The 19,290-nt window shown below is 64.7% G+C and carries 19 protein-coding genes; 9 read left to right on the top strand and 10 right to left on the bottom strand.

Annotation, left to right across the window (positions count from 1 at the left end):
* Positions 1–8: 8 nt before the first annotated feature.
* The 3 genes from FOY51_RS16645 to FOY51_RS16655 all read right to left on the bottom strand — a co-directional run bounded on the left by FOY51_RS16645 (position 9) and on the right by FOY51_RS16655 (position 4,387).
* Positions 9–1,163: an acyl-CoA dehydrogenase family protein gene (locus tag FOY51_RS16645; protein ID WP_149431369.1), complete on the bottom strand. Its 1,155-nt coding sequence runs from the start codon at positions 1,161–1,163 to the stop codon at positions 9–11.
* Positions 1,148–2,188: an acyl-CoA dehydrogenase family protein gene (locus FOY51_RS16650; RefSeq protein ID WP_149431370.1), complete on the bottom strand. Its 1,041-nt coding sequence runs from the start codon at positions 2,186–2,188 to the stop codon at positions 1,148–1,150. Before FOY51_RS16650 ends, FOY51_RS16645 begins: the two co-directional genes overlap by 16 nt.
* Before the next feature lie 69 nt (positions 2,189–2,257).
* Complete coding sequence (locus FOY51_RS16655; RefSeq protein WP_149431371.1) at positions 2,258–4,387, bottom strand: acyl-CoA dehydrogenase family protein; 2,130 nt, start codon at positions 4,385–4,387, stop codon at positions 2,258–2,260.
* A 154-nt stretch (positions 4,388–4,541) separates the two neighbouring features.
* On the opposite strand from FOY51_RS16655, the gene kstR reads away from it, so the two are divergent.
* A complete protein-coding gene (kstR, locus tag FOY51_RS16660; protein WP_149431372.1) occupies positions 4,542–5,183 on the top strand; it encodes a cholesterol catabolism transcriptional regulator KstR in 642 nt (213 codons plus the stop codon).
* A gap of 57 nt (positions 5,184–5,240) precedes the next feature.
* Entirely contained in the window at positions 5,241–7,802 is a 2,562-nt protein-coding gene (otsB, locus tag FOY51_RS16665) for a trehalose-phosphatase (protein WP_149431373.1), read from the top strand.
* A 6-nt stretch (positions 7,803–7,808) separates the two neighbouring features.
* Here otsB and FOY51_RS16670 read toward each other — a convergent pair whose 3' ends face one another.
* The gene (locus FOY51_RS16670; RefSeq protein ID WP_149431374.1) at positions 7,809–8,795 is read right to left on the bottom strand and encodes a GAF domain-containing protein; all 987 of its coding nucleotides are present in this window, start codon (positions 8,793–8,795) and stop codon (positions 7,809–7,811) included.
* 98 nt (positions 8,796–8,893) lie between these two features.
* Here FOY51_RS16670 and FOY51_RS16675 point away from each other — a divergent pair, with 98 nt between their 5' ends.
* From FOY51_RS16675 to FOY51_RS16685, 3 genes are read left to right on the top strand one after another with little or no spacing between them, the layout of a single operon-like run.
* The gene (locus FOY51_RS16675; protein WP_149431375.1) at positions 8,894–9,790 is read left to right on the top strand and encodes a metal ABC transporter solute-binding protein, Zn/Mn family; all 897 of its coding nucleotides are present in this window, start codon (positions 8,894–8,896) and stop codon (positions 9,788–9,790) included.
* Positions 9,791–9,828: 38 nt separating this feature from the next.
* Entirely contained in the window at positions 9,829–10,689 is an 861-nt protein-coding gene (locus tag FOY51_RS16680) for a metal ABC transporter ATP-binding protein (RefSeq protein WP_149431459.1), read from the top strand.
* A 29-nt stretch (positions 10,690–10,718) separates the two neighbouring features.
* Positions 10,719–11,570, top strand: coding sequence for a metal ABC transporter permease (locus FOY51_RS16685; RefSeq protein ID WP_371830456.1), 852 nt, complete (start codon positions 10,719–10,721; stop codon positions 11,568–11,570).
* Here the strand turns inward: FOY51_RS16685 and FOY51_RS16690 are convergent, their stop codons facing one another.
* Positions 11,571–11,945: a VOC family protein gene (locus tag FOY51_RS16690; protein ID WP_149431377.1), complete on the bottom strand. Its 375-nt coding sequence runs from the start codon at positions 11,943–11,945 to the stop codon at positions 11,571–11,573.
* A gap of 124 nt (positions 11,946–12,069) precedes the next feature.
* On the opposite strand from FOY51_RS16690, the gene FOY51_RS16695 reads away from it, so the two are divergent.
* Genes FOY51_RS16695 through FOY51_RS16705 form a run of 3 tightly spaced genes read left to right on the top strand, consistent with a single transcriptional unit; the run spans position 12,070 to position 14,282 of the window.
* Entirely contained in the window at positions 12,070–12,513 is a 444-nt protein-coding gene (locus FOY51_RS16695) for an SRPBCC family protein (RefSeq protein ID WP_149431378.1), read from the top strand.
* 57 nt (positions 12,514–12,570) lie between these two features.
* Positions 12,571–13,155, top strand: a complete 585-nt coding sequence (locus tag FOY51_RS16700; RefSeq protein WP_149431379.1) for a TetR/AcrR family transcriptional regulator — start codon at positions 12,571–12,573, stop codon at positions 13,153–13,155.
* A gap of 5 nt (positions 13,156–13,160) precedes the next feature.
* Positions 13,161–14,282, top strand: a complete 1,122-nt coding sequence (locus tag FOY51_RS16705; RefSeq protein WP_149431380.1) for a glycosyltransferase — start codon at positions 13,161–13,163, stop codon at positions 14,280–14,282.
* Here the strand turns inward: FOY51_RS16705 and rlmB are convergent, their stop codons facing one another.
* The 5 genes from rlmB to carD are packed head-to-tail and all read right to left on the bottom strand — an operon-like array spanning position 14,283 to position 18,343.
* The gene (gene rlmB, locus FOY51_RS16710; protein ID WP_149431381.1) at positions 14,283–15,254 is read right to left on the bottom strand and encodes a 23S rRNA (guanosine(2251)-2'-O)-methyltransferase RlmB; all 972 of its coding nucleotides are present in this window, start codon (positions 15,252–15,254) and stop codon (positions 14,283–14,285) included.
* The gene (cysS, locus tag FOY51_RS16715; RefSeq protein ID WP_149431382.1) at positions 15,254–16,645 is read right to left on the bottom strand and encodes a cysteine--tRNA ligase; all 1,392 of its coding nucleotides are present in this window, start codon (positions 16,643–16,645) and stop codon (positions 15,254–15,256) included. Before cysS ends, rlmB begins: the two co-directional genes overlap by 1 nt.
* A gap of 11 nt (positions 16,646–16,656) precedes the next feature.
* On the bottom strand, positions 16,657–17,133 hold the full coding sequence (gene ispF / locus FOY51_RS16720) for a 2-C-methyl-D-erythritol 2,4-cyclodiphosphate synthase (protein WP_149431383.1): 477 nt from the start codon (positions 17,131–17,133) through the stop codon (positions 16,657–16,659).
* 1 nt (position 17,134) lies between these two features.
* A complete protein-coding gene (ispD, locus tag FOY51_RS16725) occupies positions 17,135–17,821 on the bottom strand; it encodes a 2-C-methyl-D-erythritol 4-phosphate cytidylyltransferase (protein WP_149431384.1) in 687 nt (228 codons plus the stop codon).
* A gap of 33 nt (positions 17,822–17,854) precedes the next feature.
* The gene (carD, locus tag FOY51_RS16730; protein ID WP_068423143.1) at positions 17,855–18,343 is read right to left on the bottom strand and encodes an RNA polymerase-binding transcription factor CarD; all 489 of its coding nucleotides are present in this window, start codon (positions 18,341–18,343) and stop codon (positions 17,855–17,857) included.
* A gap of 275 nt (positions 18,344–18,618) precedes the next feature.
* Between carD and FOY51_RS16735 the strand changes: the two genes are divergently transcribed.
* Positions 18,619–19,287, top strand: coding sequence for a copper chaperone PCu(A)C domain-containing protein (locus FOY51_RS16735; protein WP_235916410.1), 669 nt, complete (start codon positions 18,619–18,621; stop codon positions 19,285–19,287).
* Positions 19,288–19,290 lie beyond the last annotated feature (3 nt).

The raw sequence follows: 19,290 nt of genomic DNA on the forward strand, positions 1-19,290 counted from the left end.
AGTCCCCTCTATCTCGGTACGCGTGGAAGTTTCAGGCCGGTAGTCGCGATCAGTTCGCGCATCACCTCGTTGACACCACCGCCGAAGGTGATAACCAGGTTGCGCTTGATCTGCTTGTCCAGCCAGTCCATCAGCGCGGCGGTATCGGGATCGCTGGGGTCGCCGTGACGCCCGATCACTTCTTCGACCAACCGGCCGATGCGTTGAATGCGTTCGGTGGCAAACACTTTGGTTGCCGAGGCATCGGCGATGTCGATCGCGTCCGCTTCGCTCGACGCAACCTGCCAGTTCAGCAGTTCGTTGATTCGATACGTCGCGAAGATCTCGCCGAGAGCCCGTTGCACGTCAGGCTCACCCAGCAGGTCGTGATCGGCGGCCCATGCTTTGACGCGGTCGTAGAGTCCGCCGACCCGGCCGGCGGGCCCGAGCATGACACGCTCATGATTGAGCTGCGTCGTGATCAGCTTCCAACCCGCGTTCTCTTCTCCCACAAGCATGTCCGCGGGAACGTGCACATCCGAGTAGTAGGTCGCGTTGACATGGTGCGCGCCGTCACAGGTGATGATCGGAGTCCACGAGTAGCCCGGATCGGAGGTGTCCATGATCAGGATCGAGATACCGCGGTGCCTGGAATCCGGCGGTCCGGTCCGAACTGCCAGCCACAGGTAGTCGGCATCGTGTCCACCGGTGGTGAATATCTTCTGCCCGTTGACCACGAAATCGCCGTCGGCATCGCGCACCGCCGTCGTGCGCAACGACGCGAGGTCGGTGCCTGCCTCCGGTTCGGTGTAGCCGATCGCGAAATGCACGTCGCCTGCCAGGATGGCGGGCAAGAACTTTCGCTTCTGTTCTTCCGTGCCGTAGGTCTGCAAGGTCGGACCGACTGTCTGCAGCGTGACGGCTGGGAGCGGAACGTCGGCACGGATGGCCTCGTTGGCGAAGATCTGCTGCTCCACCTCGCCGAAGCCGCGGCCGCCGAACTCCTTCGGCCAGCCGACGCCCAACCAGCCGTCCTTGCCCATCCGCTTGATTACCTCGCGGTAGGTCGCGCCGTGGCGTTCGGTCATCATCAACGCCGACTCGTCCGCGCTGATCAGGTCCGAAAAGTATTCGCGCAGTTCCTTTTGCAGCGCCAACTGCTCGTCGGTCAGATCGATGAACACCGCGCCCCCAACAAGTCGAGTCGGTATGCCGCGCCGCCGACCAGCCGCGCCAGGTCTTTGGTCTGCGAGTAGTAGCGATGCATCGGATACGTGATGTCGACGCCGAGACCGCCGTGCAGGTGATGACACACCTGCATCGCCGCGGGCACCTCGCTGGCGATCCAGTAGGCCAGGACGTCCAGATCGCTGTCGGCATCGAGGCTTTCGGACAGTCGCCACGCAGACGCAAGTGCGGATACGTGCAGTGTGCGTGACGTGACGTAGACATCGGCGATCTGTTGCGCGACAGCCTGGAAGGTGGCGAGCGGCTTGCCGAACTGATGGCGAGTGCGCAGGTGCTCAGCGGTCAAGGCGGCGGCGCCGGACACCAACCCGTCGGCACTAGCGCCGATGCTCGCCAACGCAATCCGCAGCAGCACAGCGGGATCCCCGGGCAGCAACGCTGCTCGCGGCACCCGCACACCGTCGAGCCGAACAGCGAACTCCGGCGCACCCGACGACGACGGCGTCTGCGTAAGCCGTACCCCGTCCGCATCCGGTGCGACCAGGACGACGCCCGTGTCGGTCGGTACCAGGATGCGGAGCGCTTGCTGCGCATAGGGAACCGCGATCTTGGTCCCGGTGACGACGATCGAATCGCCGTCGACGATGGCCGTTGTCGCCGGGTCTGCGACGAAGGGCTTGCCGGGTTCGCCGAGACCGGCCGTCAGCACGGCACCGTCTGCAACCTGAGGAAGGATCTCGTCCTGGACCGACTCGTCCGCGAGTGCGAGCAGTGGCAGCACGCCGAATCCGAGGGTCGCCAAGGCAGGCACCTGCGTCGCAGTGCGGCCGATCTCGGTGAGCAACGTTGCGACACCGGTGAGGCCGACCCCGTCACCGCCGAGGCGCTCGGGAAGTGCAAGTTCGCTGAGGCTCGACACGGCCGACCACGCTTGCTCGGCCGATTGTTCGGCAGCTTTCTCGAGCAGTCCTGCGGCGGCCTCCGCCACCGCATCCTGCGTCTGATCTCTCGTAAAGTCCACGCGCTGTCCCGTCCAGGAGCGATTTAGAACACGTTCTAGTTGTATCACCGATCGAATGGCCGCGAAAGGTCACTCCCGCGGCAGGCCGAGAATCCGTTCACCCGCCACCGTGAGCAGGATCTGAGTGGTTCCACCCGCGATGGACAGGCACCGCGTCACGAAGAAATCGTGCGCGGGTACGCCTTCCACCGCGCCCGCGACGCCCGACGCCTCCAACGCGAATTCGGCGACACCCTGGCGGTACCGAACACCGACCAGTTTGCGCACGCTCGACTCGGGTCCGGGGTCCTGACCTTCGAGCTGCCGAATTGCGGTTCGCAACTCGAGCAGCGAGCCCACCATCGCGTCGCCGATCAGCCCGCCGAGCCTGTCGGTCAACACCGGATCGTCGACAGGAGCCGACTCGAGGAGCTCCTCCATCGTGGCGCCGAGCAATGATCCGCCGCCGATCGCCACCCGCTCGTTCGCCAGCGTCGTGTGGGCCAATCGCCAACCACCGTTCACAGCGCCGACAACGCAATCGTCGGGGACGAACACGTCGTCCAGGTACACCTCGTTAAAGCGTTCCTCGCCGGTGATTTCGCGCAGCGGCGCAATCCGGATGCCCTTGCTGCGCATGTCGATCAGGAAGTAGGTGATGCCGCGATGCTTCGGCGCATCCTTGTCCGTGCGCGCAAGGCAGATACCCCAATCCGCTTTCTGCGCAATGGAAGTCCACACCTTCTGTCCTTGTAGCGACCAGCCGCCGTCCACCTGTGTTGCCGTCATCCGCAGCGATGCCAGATCCGAGCCCGCACCTGGTTCGCTGAACAACTGGCACCACGCAACCTCGCCTCGCAGGGTCGGCCGCACCAGGCGCTCGATCTGTTCCTGCGAACCGTGTTCGAGAATCGTCGGCACCGCCCAGGCGCCGATGACCAGGTCCGGCGTCGCGATGCCTGCGCTCGCAAGTTCCTGATCGATCACCAGCTGCTGCGCTGCGTCGGCCGCGCGACCGAACGGCACCGGCCAGTGCGACGCGATCAGTCCGGCGTCCGCAAGTGCCGCCCGCCGTTCGCCCTCAGGGAGCGCGGCGACGGCCGCCACTTCCTTCCGAATCTCGGCGCGCTCGGCATCGAGATCACTGAGGTCGATGCTAGTTCCACGGCGCGCACCGGACCGCGTCAGTTCGGTGACGCGCCTGCGCCACACGGACGACCCGCCGAACAACTGTCGCAACGCCGTCGCACGTCGGAGATAGAAGTGTGCGTCGTGCTCCCAGGTGAATCCGATGCCGCCCAACACCTGGATGCAGTCCTTGGCCGTTTCGACTGCCGCATCGAGAGCAACCGAGGCCGCGACCGCCGCAGCGATCGGCAACTCGGCGCCGTCGCCTGCAGCATTGGCCGCATCCCACGCGACGGCGCGAGTCCGCTCGACCCGGCACAGCATTTCCGCGCAGAGGTGCTTGACCGCCTGGAACGACCCGATCTTGCGGCCGAACTGCTCGCGGATCTTGGCGTACTCGACCGCAGTATCCAGACACCACGACGCGATACCGGCGGCTTCGGCGGCCACCAGAGTCGCCGCGAGATCGTCGACAAGGCCTGGCCGCAACGTCCCGACGATCCGATCGGCGTCGATGTGTTGCCCGTCGAACCGAACCCGAGAGAGTGGGGTGGTGCGATCCACGGCGTCGAGCTGCTCGATCGCCGCGTTGTCCGCCAAGCACCAGACCTCGCGATCGACCAGTTGAACCGGCAGCAACACGGCAACGTCCGTGGCACCACCGATCGCGATCGCCGCTTCACCGGTGACGGTCACGCCCCCGTCGGATTCGACGCCGGTCACCGAACTGTCCAGCGCCACCGCACAGGGCAACGCGCCGTCGGCAATCTCGGGTGCCCACCGCTTCGCGACAGCCGCGTCGCCACGCGCGACGACCAGGGCGGCGAGCGCGGTCGACAGCACGGGTCCGCCGACCAGATGCGACGCACTCTGCTCCAGCATGACGGCCAGATCGACGACCGATCCGCCCGCTCCCCCGAGTTCCTCCGGCAACGCCACCGAGAACAACCCGAGGTCGGCGACGCCGCGCCACTGCGACCGCCAGAACTCGGGACCGTCGGTGCGCATTGTTGCAATCGGAGTGGCACTGCGAGCCCACGCCCGAATGGACTGTTGGACGGCTTTCTGCTCGTCAGTGGTGGCAATGGTCACAGCGGCTGCCGCCTTTCACGAATGACACCAACGTGTAGAACGTGTTCTAATGTGATTCCTACCAGAGAGTCACGGCACGCGGGTTGCTGAGCTGTCCGACCAGCGTGACGAGGCCCAGACCGACCACCCGATCCCGACACGAGGAACCTGCCGAATGAACTCCCCCGCCCGCTCGCGCACCGCGAGCAACGGAGCTGTCACCACGCTCAGCGATGACGACTTGAGTTCCAACGCGCAGCGCGAGCGCCGCAAGCGCATCCTCGACGCAACGTTGGCATTGGCATCCAAAGGCGGCTACGAGGCCGTGCAAATGCGTTCGGTCGCCGAGAAGGCGGATGTCGCGGTCGGCACCCTGTATCGCTACTTCCCATCGAAGGTGCATCTTCTGGTATCCGCGCTGGCCCGCGAGTTCGAGCGCATCGAAGGCAAGCGCAAGATTCCACCCGGCCAGACCGCGCAGGAGCGCATGCAACTCGTGCTCGGCCAGATCACCAAGGCCATGCAGCGCGATCCGCTGCTCACCGAGGCCATGACCCGTGCGTTCATGTTCGCGGACGCGTCTGCGGCGTCGGAGGTCGATCGCGTCGGCAAGGTGATGGACAAGCTGTTCGCCCGCGCGATGAGCGACGGCGAACCCACCGACGAGCAGTTGGCCATCGCCCGCGTGATCAGCGACGTCTGGCTGTCCAATCTGGTCGCATGGCTGACGCGACGCTCGTCCGCTACCGACGTGACCGCGCGACTCGAACTCACCGTCGACCTTTTGCTCGGGGATCGCAAAAACATTGTGATCTGAGTCGGCGGAAGCCCCGCCGGTCGCGTCTCGACGGGGCAGATCGCATAGGTTTGTCTGGTGAGTGCTCAGGACCTATCTCTCGAGCTGCGCCGCGCGCTGGCCACCATCGCGCGCACGCCCCGCCTTCTCGTCGCATCCGACTACGACGGCACTGTCGCGCCGATCGTCTCGGATCCCGAAAAGGCCTTCCCACATGCCGAATCGGTGCGCGCGCTGCGGGCGCTGTCCGGGCTTTCGGCGACAACCGCGGCCGTGATCTCGGGTCGCGCGCTGCGTGATCTGGCGACGCTGTCACGCCTGCCCATCGAGGTGCAGTTGGTGGGCAGCCACGGATCCGAGTTCGACGTCGGCTTCGTCCATGCCATCGACAACGACGCCAAACAGCTGCTCGACGAGCTGGTTGCGGAGTTGCACGCGGTTGCCGCCGCCAACGAGGGTGTCACCGTCGAGCACAAGCCGGCCAGCGTCGCGCTGCACGTTCGCAACGCAACCCCCGAGATCGCGCACCGTGCGTTGAAGCGCGTACGCCAGGGCGCGGCCAGCTGGGTCGGCGTTCAGGTCACCGAGGGCAAAGCGGTCATCGAACTGGCCGTGATCGCCACGGACAAGGGCGCGGCCCTCGACATCCTGCGGCACCAGGAAGCGGCGTCGGCGGCGGTGTTCATCGGCGACGACGTGACCGACGAGAAGGCGTTCCGCCGTCTGCACGGCCCGGACATCGGTATCAAGGTCGGCGACGGCGACAGCCTGGCCGAATATCGGGTGAGCTCCACCGAAGAGGTGTCGACGGTGTTGGCGTACCTCCTGGAGGAGCGGCGCACGTGGTTGTCCGGCTCCAGCGCTCCACCCATCCAGCGCCTGTCGATGCTCGCCAGCCCACGATCGGTCGCACTGGTGACCCCGGACGCGACGCTGACATGGTTGTGCCATCCCGAGCCGGACTCCGCTGCCGTGTTCGCGCATCTGCTCGGTGGGCCAGGTGCCGGCCACTTCACGGTCGCGCCCGAGCGGGCGGCGCTGCCGCTGTCCCAGCGCTACATCGACGGCACGATGACCGTCGAAACCACCTGGGCCAGTCTGCAAGTCACCGACTACCTGCCGCACGACGTCGCCTTGGACCGCACCGATCTGACCCGTGTGATCACCGGGGACGCGAAGGCTGTCGTCACCTTTGCGCCGCGGCCCGAGTTCGGCCAGGTGCAGGTGCAGTTGGAGCAGGAGGAGTTCGGTCTGCGGGTGTACGGCACCAACGACCCACTAGTTCTGCGCTCGCCCGGTGTGTCCTGGGACGTGATCAGCGACGGCATGCACCAGAGTGCTCGCGCCGTCGTCGATCCGTCGTCCGGTCCGATCGTGCTGGAATTGCGTTGCGGATCATGGGATCTGGGTCCGTCCACCGCAGACGAGGCGGATCGGCGCGCGACCGCCGAGCTGTATTGGACGGAGTGGGCCGAGAAACTCCAACTGCCGCAACGCAAGACCGGTCTGATGAAGCGTTCGGCCCTCACACTGCGCGGATTGGTGCACGCGCCGTCGGGCTCGATCATGGCCGCGGCAACCACGTCGTTGCCCGAAGAGATCGGCGGCGTGCGCAACTGGGATTACCGCTATTGCTGGCTGCGTGACGCGGCACTGACGGCGTCGGCGCTGGTGTCGCTCGGTTCGCTGCAGGAAGCCGAGGAGTATCTCGCCTGGGTGCATCAGGTGTTGGAGACGCTGCCAGGCCCGGAACGTCTGCACCCGCTCTACACGCTCTACGGCACCGGACTCCCACCAGAGGCCGTAATCGATTCGCTGCCAGGCTATGCGGGCTCGCGGCCGGTTCGCGTCGGCAACGCCGCGAACATGCAGGTGCAGCTGGACGTGTTCGGTCCGATCGTGGACTTGATCGCATCACTCGCGCACGCGCGGGAGAAGAAGGGCATCGTCGAACCGACCGAGGTGCTTCCCGATCTGGACTGGGACCTGGTGTGCGCCATGGTTTCCGCCGTGCAGCGCCGCTGGATGGAACCCGATCACGGCATCTGGGAGATTCGCGGCAACCCGCGCCATCACGTGTATTCGAAGGTGATGGGCTGGATGACGGTCGATCGCGCTCTCACCCTCGCCGAGAGGTTCGGCCGAACTCCCGACGCGGAGTGGGCATCGTTGCGCGACACCATCTCCGACGAGGTCTTGAACAAGGGTTGGAACGACGAGGTGCAGTCGTTCACCGCTGCCTACGACGGCACCGACCTCGATGCGGCGACCCTGCACATCGGTCTGAGCGGGCTGATCGATCCGGCGGACCCGAAATTCGCCGCAACCGTGATCGCGACCGAAGCCGAATTGCGCAGCGGATCGACGGTGTATCGCTACCACCACGACGACGGGTTGCCCGGCGGCGAGGGTGGGTTCCACCTGTGCGCAGCATGGCTGGTCGAGGCGTACCTCCTGATCGGCAAGAAGTCGGATGCCGAAGCCTTGTTCGCGCAGCTCGTCAGTGCGGCAGGCCCGACCGGCTTGCTGAGCGAGGAATACGATCCTGTCGCCGAACGCTCGCTCGGCAATCATCCGCAGGCGTACAGCCATCTCGGCTTGCTGCGGTGCGCGACGTTGCTGTCGCCCGAGACTGCCTGAGCGACTTCACCGCCCGATCGGGGTCACCCGAATGATTCCTTGCGGCGGTGTACTCCGGGTGGCGAGTTCGAGTTCGACGATTGTGTCAACCCATTGGTCACCCTCGAATCGCACCCGCATCTCAACGCTTTCTTGATCGGAGTCAATACACATACGACGACATGCTGCCTCGAATGTCGACAAATCCTCGGGGTGGATCTCAGGGCGTTCTTCCACCCACCTGTCCAGGGGCGCGGCGGGTGCCGATAGCCATTCGTAGATGACTCCCCAATCCAGGCCAACAAGGCCGACTCCCGTCCCCGACGCACCTGCGACCAAACGGAGGGCTGCCGCATCCAACAGCGGCGCCGGCGGATCGATATCCGTGATGTCGTGCAATATGCAACGCGCCCGCCGTTGTTCCTCCATCGCATGTGTCCGCGCAACCAACTGCACGCGTTTCATGCGTTGGCCTTCATGCGCGATCGTTACGCAACCCTCCCAAGACTTCCCGAGTTCGAAATTCGCGAGCAGGTCGAGGAAGGACAACCGGTCGTCGAATCTGACAACACGACTGAAGATGTCAGGCGCAGATCGTATCGATCGCTGTGAGCGCATTCCGAGTAGAAGTGTCTCGACACCAGGCCCACAGTGCGCGGTCTTGGTGTTCCAATTCCATTCGAAGGCGCCAACAACTCTCTTGACCGACGTAGTCGAGCCTGTCGGGCCGCACCACACCTGCACGGCTCGGACTAGGCCATAGGCATCGAAGACTGGGTCAGCCACCAGATCGATTGATGTGGCGCTACGAGAGGCCGGCACTGTTCGGGTACAAGGTGAAGCTGACTTAATGCACCGATCAACCAGAGATGGGATCCGGCTACTGACAGCTGAACCGTTGGTAGACCGTATTCGCGCAAGGCTTGCCCACGATTTTCGCCGGCCGCCATCCGCGACAACGGTGTGCGGCCCCTCGTCCGCCAGCGTCTCGACCACGAACCAGTCCTCGACCATCCAGCAATTCTGCATTGCTGCCCGATTCGCATTCCCGGAAACCTGTCGCTAAAGTTATAACGGTAACGATTTCCATTAACAACAACTCGGGAGTCACCGTGCCTGCACCCCTCGCATCGCGCACTGCCATCGCTGCACTCGGACTCGCCTGCGCAACCGCGGTGACGCTGACTGCCTGCGGAAACTCCGACAGCTCGGCCGACGGCAAGCCCACCGTGGTCGCCTCGACCAACGTATGGGGATCGGTTGCCACCGCGGTTGCCGGCGACAGCGCGAGCGTGGAGTCGATCATCAAGGACCCCAGCGCAGACCCGCATTCCTACGAGTCGAGCCCGTCGGACGCGGCGGCACTCAGCGATGCCGACCTGGTCGTCTACAACGGCGGCGGCTACGACCAGTTCGTTCCGAAGGTCCTCGACAGCACCAAGGACAAGCGGACCGTCGACGCCTTCGATATTGCAGGCAACCGCACCGACAAGAACGAGCACGTCTTCTACGACGTGACGACGGTCGATGCCGTCGCGCACAAGATCGCCGACCAGCTTTCCGAGCTCGATCCGGGCAACGCCAAGGGCTACGCAGATCGGGCCGCCGCATTCGAATCGAAGTTACGGGCGATTTCGGACATCACCGCAACCATCGCCAAGAACCATCCCAAAGCTCCGGTCGCCCAGACCGAGCCGATTGCGCACTACATGCTGACCGCTGCCGACGTCGACGACCTGACGCCTCCCGAATTCGAGGACGCGATCGAGGAGGGCACCGATCCGTCGCCGAATGCCGTTGCGACAACTCGCGATCTGCTGTCGACGAAGAAGGTCCGCGCCCTCGTCTACAACTCGCAGACCGAGGACAAGGTGACCCAGGACATCAAGTCGACAGCCGAGTCCGCGGGAGTTCGAATCGTGCAGGTCACGGAGACGCTGCCCGACGGTCTCGACTACATTGCGTGGCAGACACAAAATGCCCAGGCGTTGGCTGCGGCGCTCGAGTGACGATCTCACCGAGCACGTCGGCTCCCGACGCAGGCCGCATGGACGAGGGAGCTGTGACCGAGCCGCAACCCGACAACCGTGCTCCCGCTGTCCATCTCGCGGGCGCACGGTTGTCGTTCGGTGACCGCACACTGTGGGACGGCCTCGATCTCGACGTGCTGCCCGGTGAATTCATCGCCGTGCTCGGACCGAACGGGTCCGGCAAGACGTCACTGTTGAAGGTGCTGCTCGGTCAGCTCGCCCTTGGATCCGGTACCGCCGAGATCGCGGGGCATCCTGCCCGCGCCGGTAATTCCGATGTCGGCTACATCCCGCAACAGAAGTCGATCGACGACGGCCTACCGCTGCGCGGACGCGACCTCGTCGGCCTCGGCGTCGACGGCCACCGATGGGGAACCGGATTCCGCGGCCGAACGAAACGGCGCGCGATCGTCGATGCCGCAATCGACGAAGTCGGCGCACAAGCGTTCGCCGATGCACCGCTGGGCACCATGTCCGGTGGTGAGCAACAACGTCTTCGAGTTGCCCAGGCACTGGTCGGCAACCCCAATGTGCTGCTCTGCGACGAGCCGCTGCTCAGCTTGGACCTGGCCAATCAGCAGCGCGTATCGGAGCTGATCGACCGGCGACGCCGAATCAGCGACACCGCAGTACTTTTCGTCACCCACGAGATCAATCCGATTCTCCCGCTGGTGGATCGGGTGCTGTATCTGGTGGACGGCCAGTTCCGGATCGGCCCACCGGACGAGGTGATGACCTCGGCAGTGCTCTCGGAGCTGTACCAAACCGATGTCGACGTTCTGAAGGTACGCGGCAGGCTGGTGGTGGTCGGTACCGGCGACGCCGTCGACGCATTGGGTTCGGCGGGTGGCCATCACCACCAGGAGGACCGGCCGTGAACGACAAACTGTCCGGCGTCTTCACCAAGATGTTCGACTTCGACACCACCGCACACCTGCTCGGGTACGACTTCGTCCAGCAGGCTTTGCTGGCTGCCGCGATTCTCGGTCTGCTCTCGGGCGCCATCGGACCGCTCATCATCAGCAGACAGATGTCCTTCGCGGTGCACGGCACCAGCGAACTCTCGCTGACCGGCGCATCCGCAGCACTGCTCGCCGGAATCAGCGTCGGCGTCGGCGCAATCCTCGGATCCGTTGTCGCCGCTGTCCTGTTCGGCCTGCTCGGAGCCAAAGCGCGCGAACGTGATTCGGTCATCGGCGTCATCATGTCGTTCGGCCTCGGCTTGTCCGTCTTGTTCATCTGGCTCTATCCGGGGCGTACCGGAACCAGCTTCTCGTTGCTGGTCGGGCAGATCGTGGGGGTCGGCAACAGCGGACTGAACCTGCTGATCGGCTGCGCGGTGGTGGTGCTCGCGGTGCTGGCAGCGGTCTACCGGCCGCTGCTGTTCGCAAGCACGGACCCCGAGGTTGCCCTTGCTCGTGGCGTTCCGGTGCGGGCGTTGTCCATCGTCTTCGCGGTACTGGTAGGCGTGGCAGCTGCACTCGGCGTGCAGATCGTCGGGGCACTGCTGGTGCTGTCGCTCCTGATCACACCCGCGGCCGCCGCTGCTCGGGTGACGGCAAGTCCGCTCAAGGCAACCGTGCTGGCAATTCTGTTCGCGGAACTCGCGGCCGTCGGCGGGATCCTGCTGTCGCTGGCTCCCGGTGTGCCGGTGTCCAGCTTCGTCACCACGATCTCGTTCCTGATCTATCTGATCTGCCGATTCGTCGGTTCACGTCGTGGCCGAACGTCCGGCCGCAAGGTCCCCGTTCCCGCCTGATCAGGGAAACTGGGTCAACGACAGATTGTTGCGATCGGGGTCGAGGAACCACGCCACCTTCGTGCCGTCGGGTGTGGTCCAGATGCCGCGCTCGTCCTGCACCATCCCGTCGTAGCGCGAGAATTCGACGCCGCGTGTCACCAGATCGTCGATGGCGGCTTCGATGTCGTCGACGCGCCACCCCAATACCGTGTACGGCGCGGCGGCCGGCGTCTCGACGGCAGTGATGCGCAGCATGGCTCCACCTATCTCGGCGACCAACGCGAACGGACTCTCGTCGCGCAGGTCGAGACCCAGTACCGCGCCGTAGAACTCGTTGGCACGAGCCAAGTCCGAGACCCCGACGAATCCCATCAGCGCTGCGGGCTCGAACATGACGACTCCTTCGCATCGAGTGCATACATATGGTCGCTCGAGGAGCGACATTTGCGACCGTTTCCATGCACTCGATGTGGGGGTATCTTCAGCCCACGCGATCCATCACAACCCGGAGGCCGCCATGGCAGGACGATTCGACGCGACCGTGACCATCGATCGACCTATAGAGCAGGTTTTCGAGTTTCTGGCGGCCGGTGTGAACGATCAGAAGTTCAGCCCGCGTGTTCAGGAGATCCGCAAGACGACGGCGGGACCGACCGGCGTCGGCACCGTTTTCGCCAGCACCGTCAAGGATGCCGGGATGACCACGCAGCGCGAGTTCGAGTACACCGAATTCTCGGCGCCGACCATGATTCGGTGGTCGGAGCGCTCCAAGAACATCGTTACCGCAGCCACCGGCGGATACGACCTCGAAGACCTCGGCGGCAAGACCCGCGTCACGATCTTCAACGAGCTCGAAGGCCACGGCTTCGGCAAGCTGATCGCACCGCTTGCGCTACGGGCAGCACGCAAGGACGCACCCGAGTTCGGCCAGCGGATCAAGGCGGCGATCGAAGCTTCCTGAATTTAGAGTTAACGCTCATTGACACGAATAACTGATTCGGTGTTAACTGTCGTTGTCATGAAAACGACCCGGCAGTACACCATGCGTGCTCGCGCAGACGCGACGAATCAGACTCGCGAGCGGATCCTGCAGGCGACCTACGCAGCCTCCGAAACCAAGCCCATCGCGGCGATCGTTCTCCTCGACGTTGCCGAACTGGCAGGTGTGAGCGTCCAGACCATCCTGCGACAGTTCGGCAGTCGAGACGGATTGTTGGATGCAACCGTGGAATATGCGGTGGCCCAGGTCGACGACGAACGTGCCACCACCCCGGGCGACCCCGAAGCCGCGCTGAAGGTTCTTCTCGATCATTACGAAAAGCGCGGCGACGCAGTGATTCGGTTGCTCTGCCAAGAGAGCTGGGACGAGCGGGTTCGCGCGATCACCGATGCCGGCCGCGATCTCCACCGCAGGTGGGTGTCCGGTGTATTCGAATCACTGATCGAGAACCAAGGTCGATCGGACACGTCCGAAGTCATCGATCTCCTGGTCGTTGCCACCGACGTCTACACGTGGAAACTGCTGCGTCGCGACCGCGGGCTGAGTCGAGCGGCCACCCAGCGCCGCATGCAGCAGCTGGTCACATCGCTATTGAAAGGGTGATCGACATGTCCGACGTTCTGTTCGTCACGCTGGATGCCGGGGGTAACCTACCGCCGGCGCTGAGCATCGGATCCGAACTCCTACGACGCGGCCACCGGGTCCGGATGCTCGGTCACGAGCCGCAACGCCGCGCGGTCGAAGCCGCTGGGCTGCAGTTCATTCCGTATCGACACTCGCCGCCGTGGGATCCGACTGCTCAGAAGACCACAGCGACCGGTCTACGCCGGCTGATCGGCGTCATGACGGACAGAGGGATCGGTGCCGACCTGCTCGATGCCGTCCGAGCCGAGCGCGCCGACATCGTCGTCATCGTCGTCATCGACTGCATGCTGCTCAACGCGCTCGATGCCGCGAGCCGAGCCGGACTACGCCACGCCGCACTGTTTCACACCTTCTACGCGTACTTCGACGGCTCGTGGCGCCACGGTCCGATCGGCATTGTCGGCAGGATGAAAGGCATGGGCGCCCAACGACTCTGGAGACAAGCCGACCTGGCCCTCGTCTGCTCGGAGCGCGAACTGGATCCGGCGAGGAACCGCACGGGCGTCGACTATCTGGCGTGGACCGGCGCAATTCAGGATGCCACGCAATCGGCCATCGCACCGGAACGGCCCAGGGTGCTCGCGAGCCTCAGTACCACCAACTTTCCGGGCCAAGACGCGGTGCTGCAGAACATTCTGGACGCAGTCGACGGAATGGACCTCGATCTGACGATGACCACAGGCCCGGCGGCCGATCCGTCGAAGTTCGTCGCACCATCGAACGCGACTGTGCAACAGTACGTTCCGCACAACGAGTTGATGCCGACCTGCTCCGCCGTCATCGGTCACGGCGGGCACGCAACCACGTTCCGCGCACTCGGACATGGCCTGCCGATGCTGGTGCTGCCCATGCACCCGATGCTCGATCAGCCCATGGTGGGCAAGACGATCGCGGCTGCGGGCGCAGGCATCACGCTACCGAAGAAGTCGACCCCCGAGGCGATCCGGACTGCGCTGACCCAGCTTCTCGGTACGTCGAGCTACCGCGAGCGCGCGATCGTGCTGGGAAATCGCCTGCGCGCCAACGACGCCACAGCAATGGCAGCCGATCGGCTCGCTGCGCTGATGTCGTTGCCGCTGACCTGATTACAGCCGACGGCGCTGGCGAGCGATGTCCGCGAGCACGACGCCGGCAGCAACGGAGGCATTGAGCGACTCCACCGAGCCTGCCATCGGAACGCTCACGATGCTGTCGCACGTCTCGCGCACCAGGCGGGACAGGCCCTTGCCTTCGGACCCGACGACCACGCACACGGGACCGCTACCGTCGTAATCGTCGAGGGTGGTGTCACCGTCGGCATCGAGGCCGATGATCTGTACTCCCTTGTCGGCCCAATCCTTCAGCGTTCGAGTCAGGTTGGTGGCACGCGCGACGGGCAGTCGAGCCGCTGCACCCGCACTGGTCCGCCAAGCGACAGCCGTAACGCTCGCGCTGCGACGCTGAGGAATCACCACACCGTGGCCACCGAACGCGGCGACCGAACGGACGACGGCACCGAGGTTGCGCGGATCGGTGATGTTGTCCAGCGCGACCAGCAGTGCCGGTTCCGCGGCGGTCCGCGCTCCGGAGAGCAGGTCGTCGGGATGGGCATAGCGGTACGGCGGGACCTGCAGCGCCACACCCTGATGCAACCCGTTGGCGCTCATCCGGTCGAGGTCGGTGCGCGGCACCTCGAGGATGGCGATACCCGAATCTGCTGCGCGCTGAATGCTTTCCGTCAGCCGCTCGTCGCTCTCGGTGCCGACCGCGACGTAGAGCGCCGTCGCGGGCACACCCGCACGCAAGCACTCGACGACAGGATTGCGGCCGAGCACGTTCTCCGGCCCGTCGTCGTTCTTGCGACCTGCCGGACGCCCACCGCGCTGGCCACCCGTCGTCTTGGCTTTCGCTTCAGCACGGGCCCGCTTCGCGGCAGGGTGGTAGCTGCGATCCTTGGCGGCCGGGGTTGCACCACGAGGCTCGAGACCGCGGCGACGTTGGCCGCCGGACCCGACGACCTGCCCCTTCTTGCTGCCGCCCTTACGAATTGCTCCGCGCCGACTCGAATTGCCTGCCATCAGTTCCCTGTCTTCAGAGACCACTCAGGTCCGTTTGCTGTGTCCGTAATCTCGACACCCGCCTCTGCCAAGCGATCCCGAACCTCATCGGCTACAGCCCAGTTCTTGTCCGCGCGCGCCTGCTGCCGCCGCTGCAGTTCTGCCTTCACCAGCACATCGAGTGCAGCGTTGGCGTCGGTCGAATCCTGTTTCGACTCCCACTGGGGATCCAGCGGATCGACGCCGAGGATTCCCAGCATCGCGCGCACGCTGCCCGCGATTTCGGCCGCCGCCGCCACGTCACCCGCATCGAGCGCCTTGTTGCCCTCGGTGACCGCACCGTGAATTGCCGCAAGCGCCTTGGGAACTGCCAGATCGTCGTCGAGTGCCTGCGCGAATTCGTCCGACCATTTCCCGACAGGAACGTCACCGGCGCGATCGCGGGTCTTGAGCACGAACGCTTCGATGCTGCGATACGACTTCGCTGCGACTTCCAAAGCGTTGTCCGAATACTCGAGCATCGACCGGTAGTGCGCGCTACCCAGGTAATAGCGAAGTTCCTGTGCCCGAACATTTTTCAGGACGTTCGGAATCGAGAGAACGTTACCGAGCGACTTGGACATCTTCTCGCCGCCCATGGTCACCCAGCCGTTGTGCAGCCAGTAGCGCGCGAACGGATCGCCCGAGCACTTGGCCTGCGCGATTTCGTTCTCGTGGTGCGGGAACACCAGATCCAAACCACCGCAATGGATGTCGAACTCGGGTCCCAGATAGGTCTCGGCCATCGCGGAGCACTCGAGGTGCCAACCCGGTCGGCCAGGTCCCCACGGCGTCGGCCAGAACGGCTCGCCTGGCTTGGCCGCTTTCCACAGGGTGAAGTCGCGGGCGTCCCGCTTCCCTTCGCCCGCACTCTCGCCTTGGTGCACGTCGTCGAGCCGGTGCCCGGACAGATGTCCGTAGTCCGCATAGCTCAGCACATCGAAGTAGACGTTGCCCTCGGACGCGTACGCGTGACCGTTGTCGATCAGCCGGTTCATCATCGCGATCATCTGCGTGATGTGGCCGGTTGCCCGCGGCTCCACCGACGGCGGCAGCACACCGAGTTGGCAGTACGCGCGGTCGAAGGCACGCTCGTACGTGGTCGCCCACTCCCACCAGGGCCTGCCCGCCTCGGCGGCCTTGGTCAGAATCTTGTCTTCGATGTCGGTGACATTGCGAACGAACGCAACGTCGTAATCGTGGGCGAGCAGCCACCGGCGCAGCACATCGAATGCGATGCCGCTGCGCACATGGCCGATATGCGGTTCGCCCTGAACCGTTGCCCCACACAGATACACCGAAGCATGGCCGGGGACCAGCGGCGTGAAGTCACGCAGGGTCCGCGTCTCGGTGTCGAAAAGGCGCAGGGTCACGACGTGCGATCCTACCTGGACGTTTCCGACGAGCTGACCAAAGCGGTGGCGATCGCGGCGATCCCTTCGCCGCGGCCGGTGAGCCCGAGTCCATCGGTGGTGGTGGCCGACACCGATACCGGTGCACCCACCAAACCGGACAGCACGTCCTGCGACTCGGCTCGTCGCGGTCCGATCTTCGGCCTGTTGCCGATCACCTGCACCGCGGCGTTGCCGACTGCAAACCCGTTCTCGTCGAGCAGGCGGCGCACCTCGGTCAGCATCGCCGCGCCGCTCACGCCGTCCCATTCCGGTCGTCCGGTCCCGAACACCGAACCAAGGTCGCCGAGTCCGGCAGCGGACAGCAGCGCGTCGCACAGCGCATGAACGGCCACATCACCGTCGGAGTGCCCCTCGCAGCCGTCGGCGTCCTCGAACAACAGCCCGGCGATCCAGCACGGCCTGCCGACCTCGATCGGATGGACGTCGCTGCCGATTCCGACGCGCATGTCAGCCTTCCTCGCGTGCCAGCGCGTTCGCCAGCGTGAGATCCAGTGGGGTGGTGATCTTGAATGCCAGCGGGTCGCCGACGATAGTGGCTACCTGCTCGCCGAGTCGCTCGACAAGTCCCGCGTCATCGGTAGCAAGATCGCCTTCGACGACGCCGTCGTAGGCGCGTCGCAGCACGTCTGCGGCAAAGCCCTGTGGCGTCTGGATGGCACGCAGATCGGCACGTGCGGGAGTCCCGGTGACCCGACCCGCAGAATCGACCGACTTGATGGTGTCGGTGACAGGCAGCGCGGGGACGACGCCCGATCGACCATTGCGTAGTTCGGAGACGACGCGAGCGATCAAGGCGGGCGGCGTCAGGGCACGCGCCGCATCGTGGACGAGGTAGAGATCAGCATCGGGAGCCGCGTCGATACCGGCTCGCACCGAATCGAGACGCTCGGCACCACCGACGATCACCTGAACTCCGTCGGGCAACAGCGTCGCGGCCAACTCGACCAACTCCGCCGGCACAACGACGACGACGCGGTGGACGGCACCCGATGCGAGCAAACCGTCGACCGCTCGGCGAATCATGGGAATGCCCGCTACAGGAACGAACGCCTTGGGGGTCGATTCACCCAGGCGGACGCCCCTACCGGCAGCCGGAACCAGCGCAACAACAAATTCGGTTGCTGCGCTGCTCACGACATGAACCTGTCCGTACCAGCCCTGCGGGGACTAGGAAGCGGCGGCGAGAACCTCGTCGAGAATGGTGTCAGCCTTGGCCTCGTCGGTGCCCTCGGCAAGAGCCAGCTCGCCGACAAGAATCTGCCGAGCCTTCGCCAGCATGCGCTTCTCGCCTGCGGACAGCCCACGATCCTGCTCACGACGCCACAGATCGCGAACGACCTCGGCAACCTTGTTCACATCGCCCGAAGCCAGCTTCTCCAAGTTGGCCTTGTAACGACGCGACCAGTTGGTGGGCTCTTCGGTGTGCGGTGCGCGCAGAACCTGGAAGACCTTGTCCAGTCCCTCTTGACCGACGACATCGCGAACACCTACGTATTCGGCGTTGTCGGCTGGGACGCGAACTGTCAGATCGCCCTGGGCGACCTTGAGAACCAAATACTCCTTGGGTTCACCTTTGATGGTGCGAGTTTCGATTGCCTCGATCAACGCCGCTCCGTGATGGGGGTAAACGACGGTGTCTCCGACTTTGAAAATCATGTGTTCGGTGCCCCTTTCGATGTAGCCAGTTTAACACGCGCCGGAACCGGGCCGCGATCAACGGTGCAGGTCAGGGGCATTGCCGCCTGATTCAAGGGGTTGACAGGACGCAAGATACATGCATCGAGCTGGGCCGAAACGTGTTCCGCGACACGTCTTGTTGGCCGCATTCGTACCTGTTCCGTGAACCCAGGCGCTTACGCTTCACGCGTGACTACTACTCTGCCTAGTTGAGAGTGCTGTCATCTATCGCTGAAGACTCGATGGAGGAACCCGTGACTGTTTTTGGAGCGACAGATCGTCGAGTCGTCGTCGCTGTAGCGCTTGCCGCCGGCGCAGCGCTGGCACTGGCCGGCTGCGGCGCAGGACAGATCTCGCAGACGGCGCTGCAGGTGCCGGCCGTCAATGGCAATCAGGCAAACGTCGGGTCGATCGCGCTGCGCAATGTGCATGTGCTGTACCCCGATTCGCAGGAATACACGAACAAGAAGGGTGGCAAGGCAGCACTCGCGTTCGTCGCTGCCAACAACAGCGCCTCCCTGCCGGATCAGATCCTGAAGATCACCACGGACAACGCGACGGTGACCATCACCCCCCAGAACCGCACCGAGGTTCCTGGCGGCGGCGTACTGGTCGCGAACACCAACAAATCCGACGCTCCGACCGACCAACTGCAGTCCGCCGACGACCCCGAGGCCGATCCCGTCTTGGTGGAACTGACCGACCTGAAGCAGGACGTGAGCCCGGGGCTCACCGTGCCGATCACCTTCTCGTTCAAGCGGGCCGGCGACGTCACGGTTTCGGTGCCGGTCGACGCGGGTGACGCCGCGCGCCATTCGTCGGACAAGTCGAAGTCCGACTCCGAGGCCGCACCGACCCATGGCGGCTACACCGAGGCCGGAAACACGCCAGGCGGCGAAAGCACGCCGGAAGGCGGCAACTGACCG

The sequence above is a fragment of the Antrihabitans cavernicola genome (genome assembly GCF_008297975.1).
Lineage (GTDB): Bacteria > Actinomycetota > Actinomycetes > Mycobacteriales > Mycobacteriaceae > Antrihabitans > Antrihabitans cavernicola.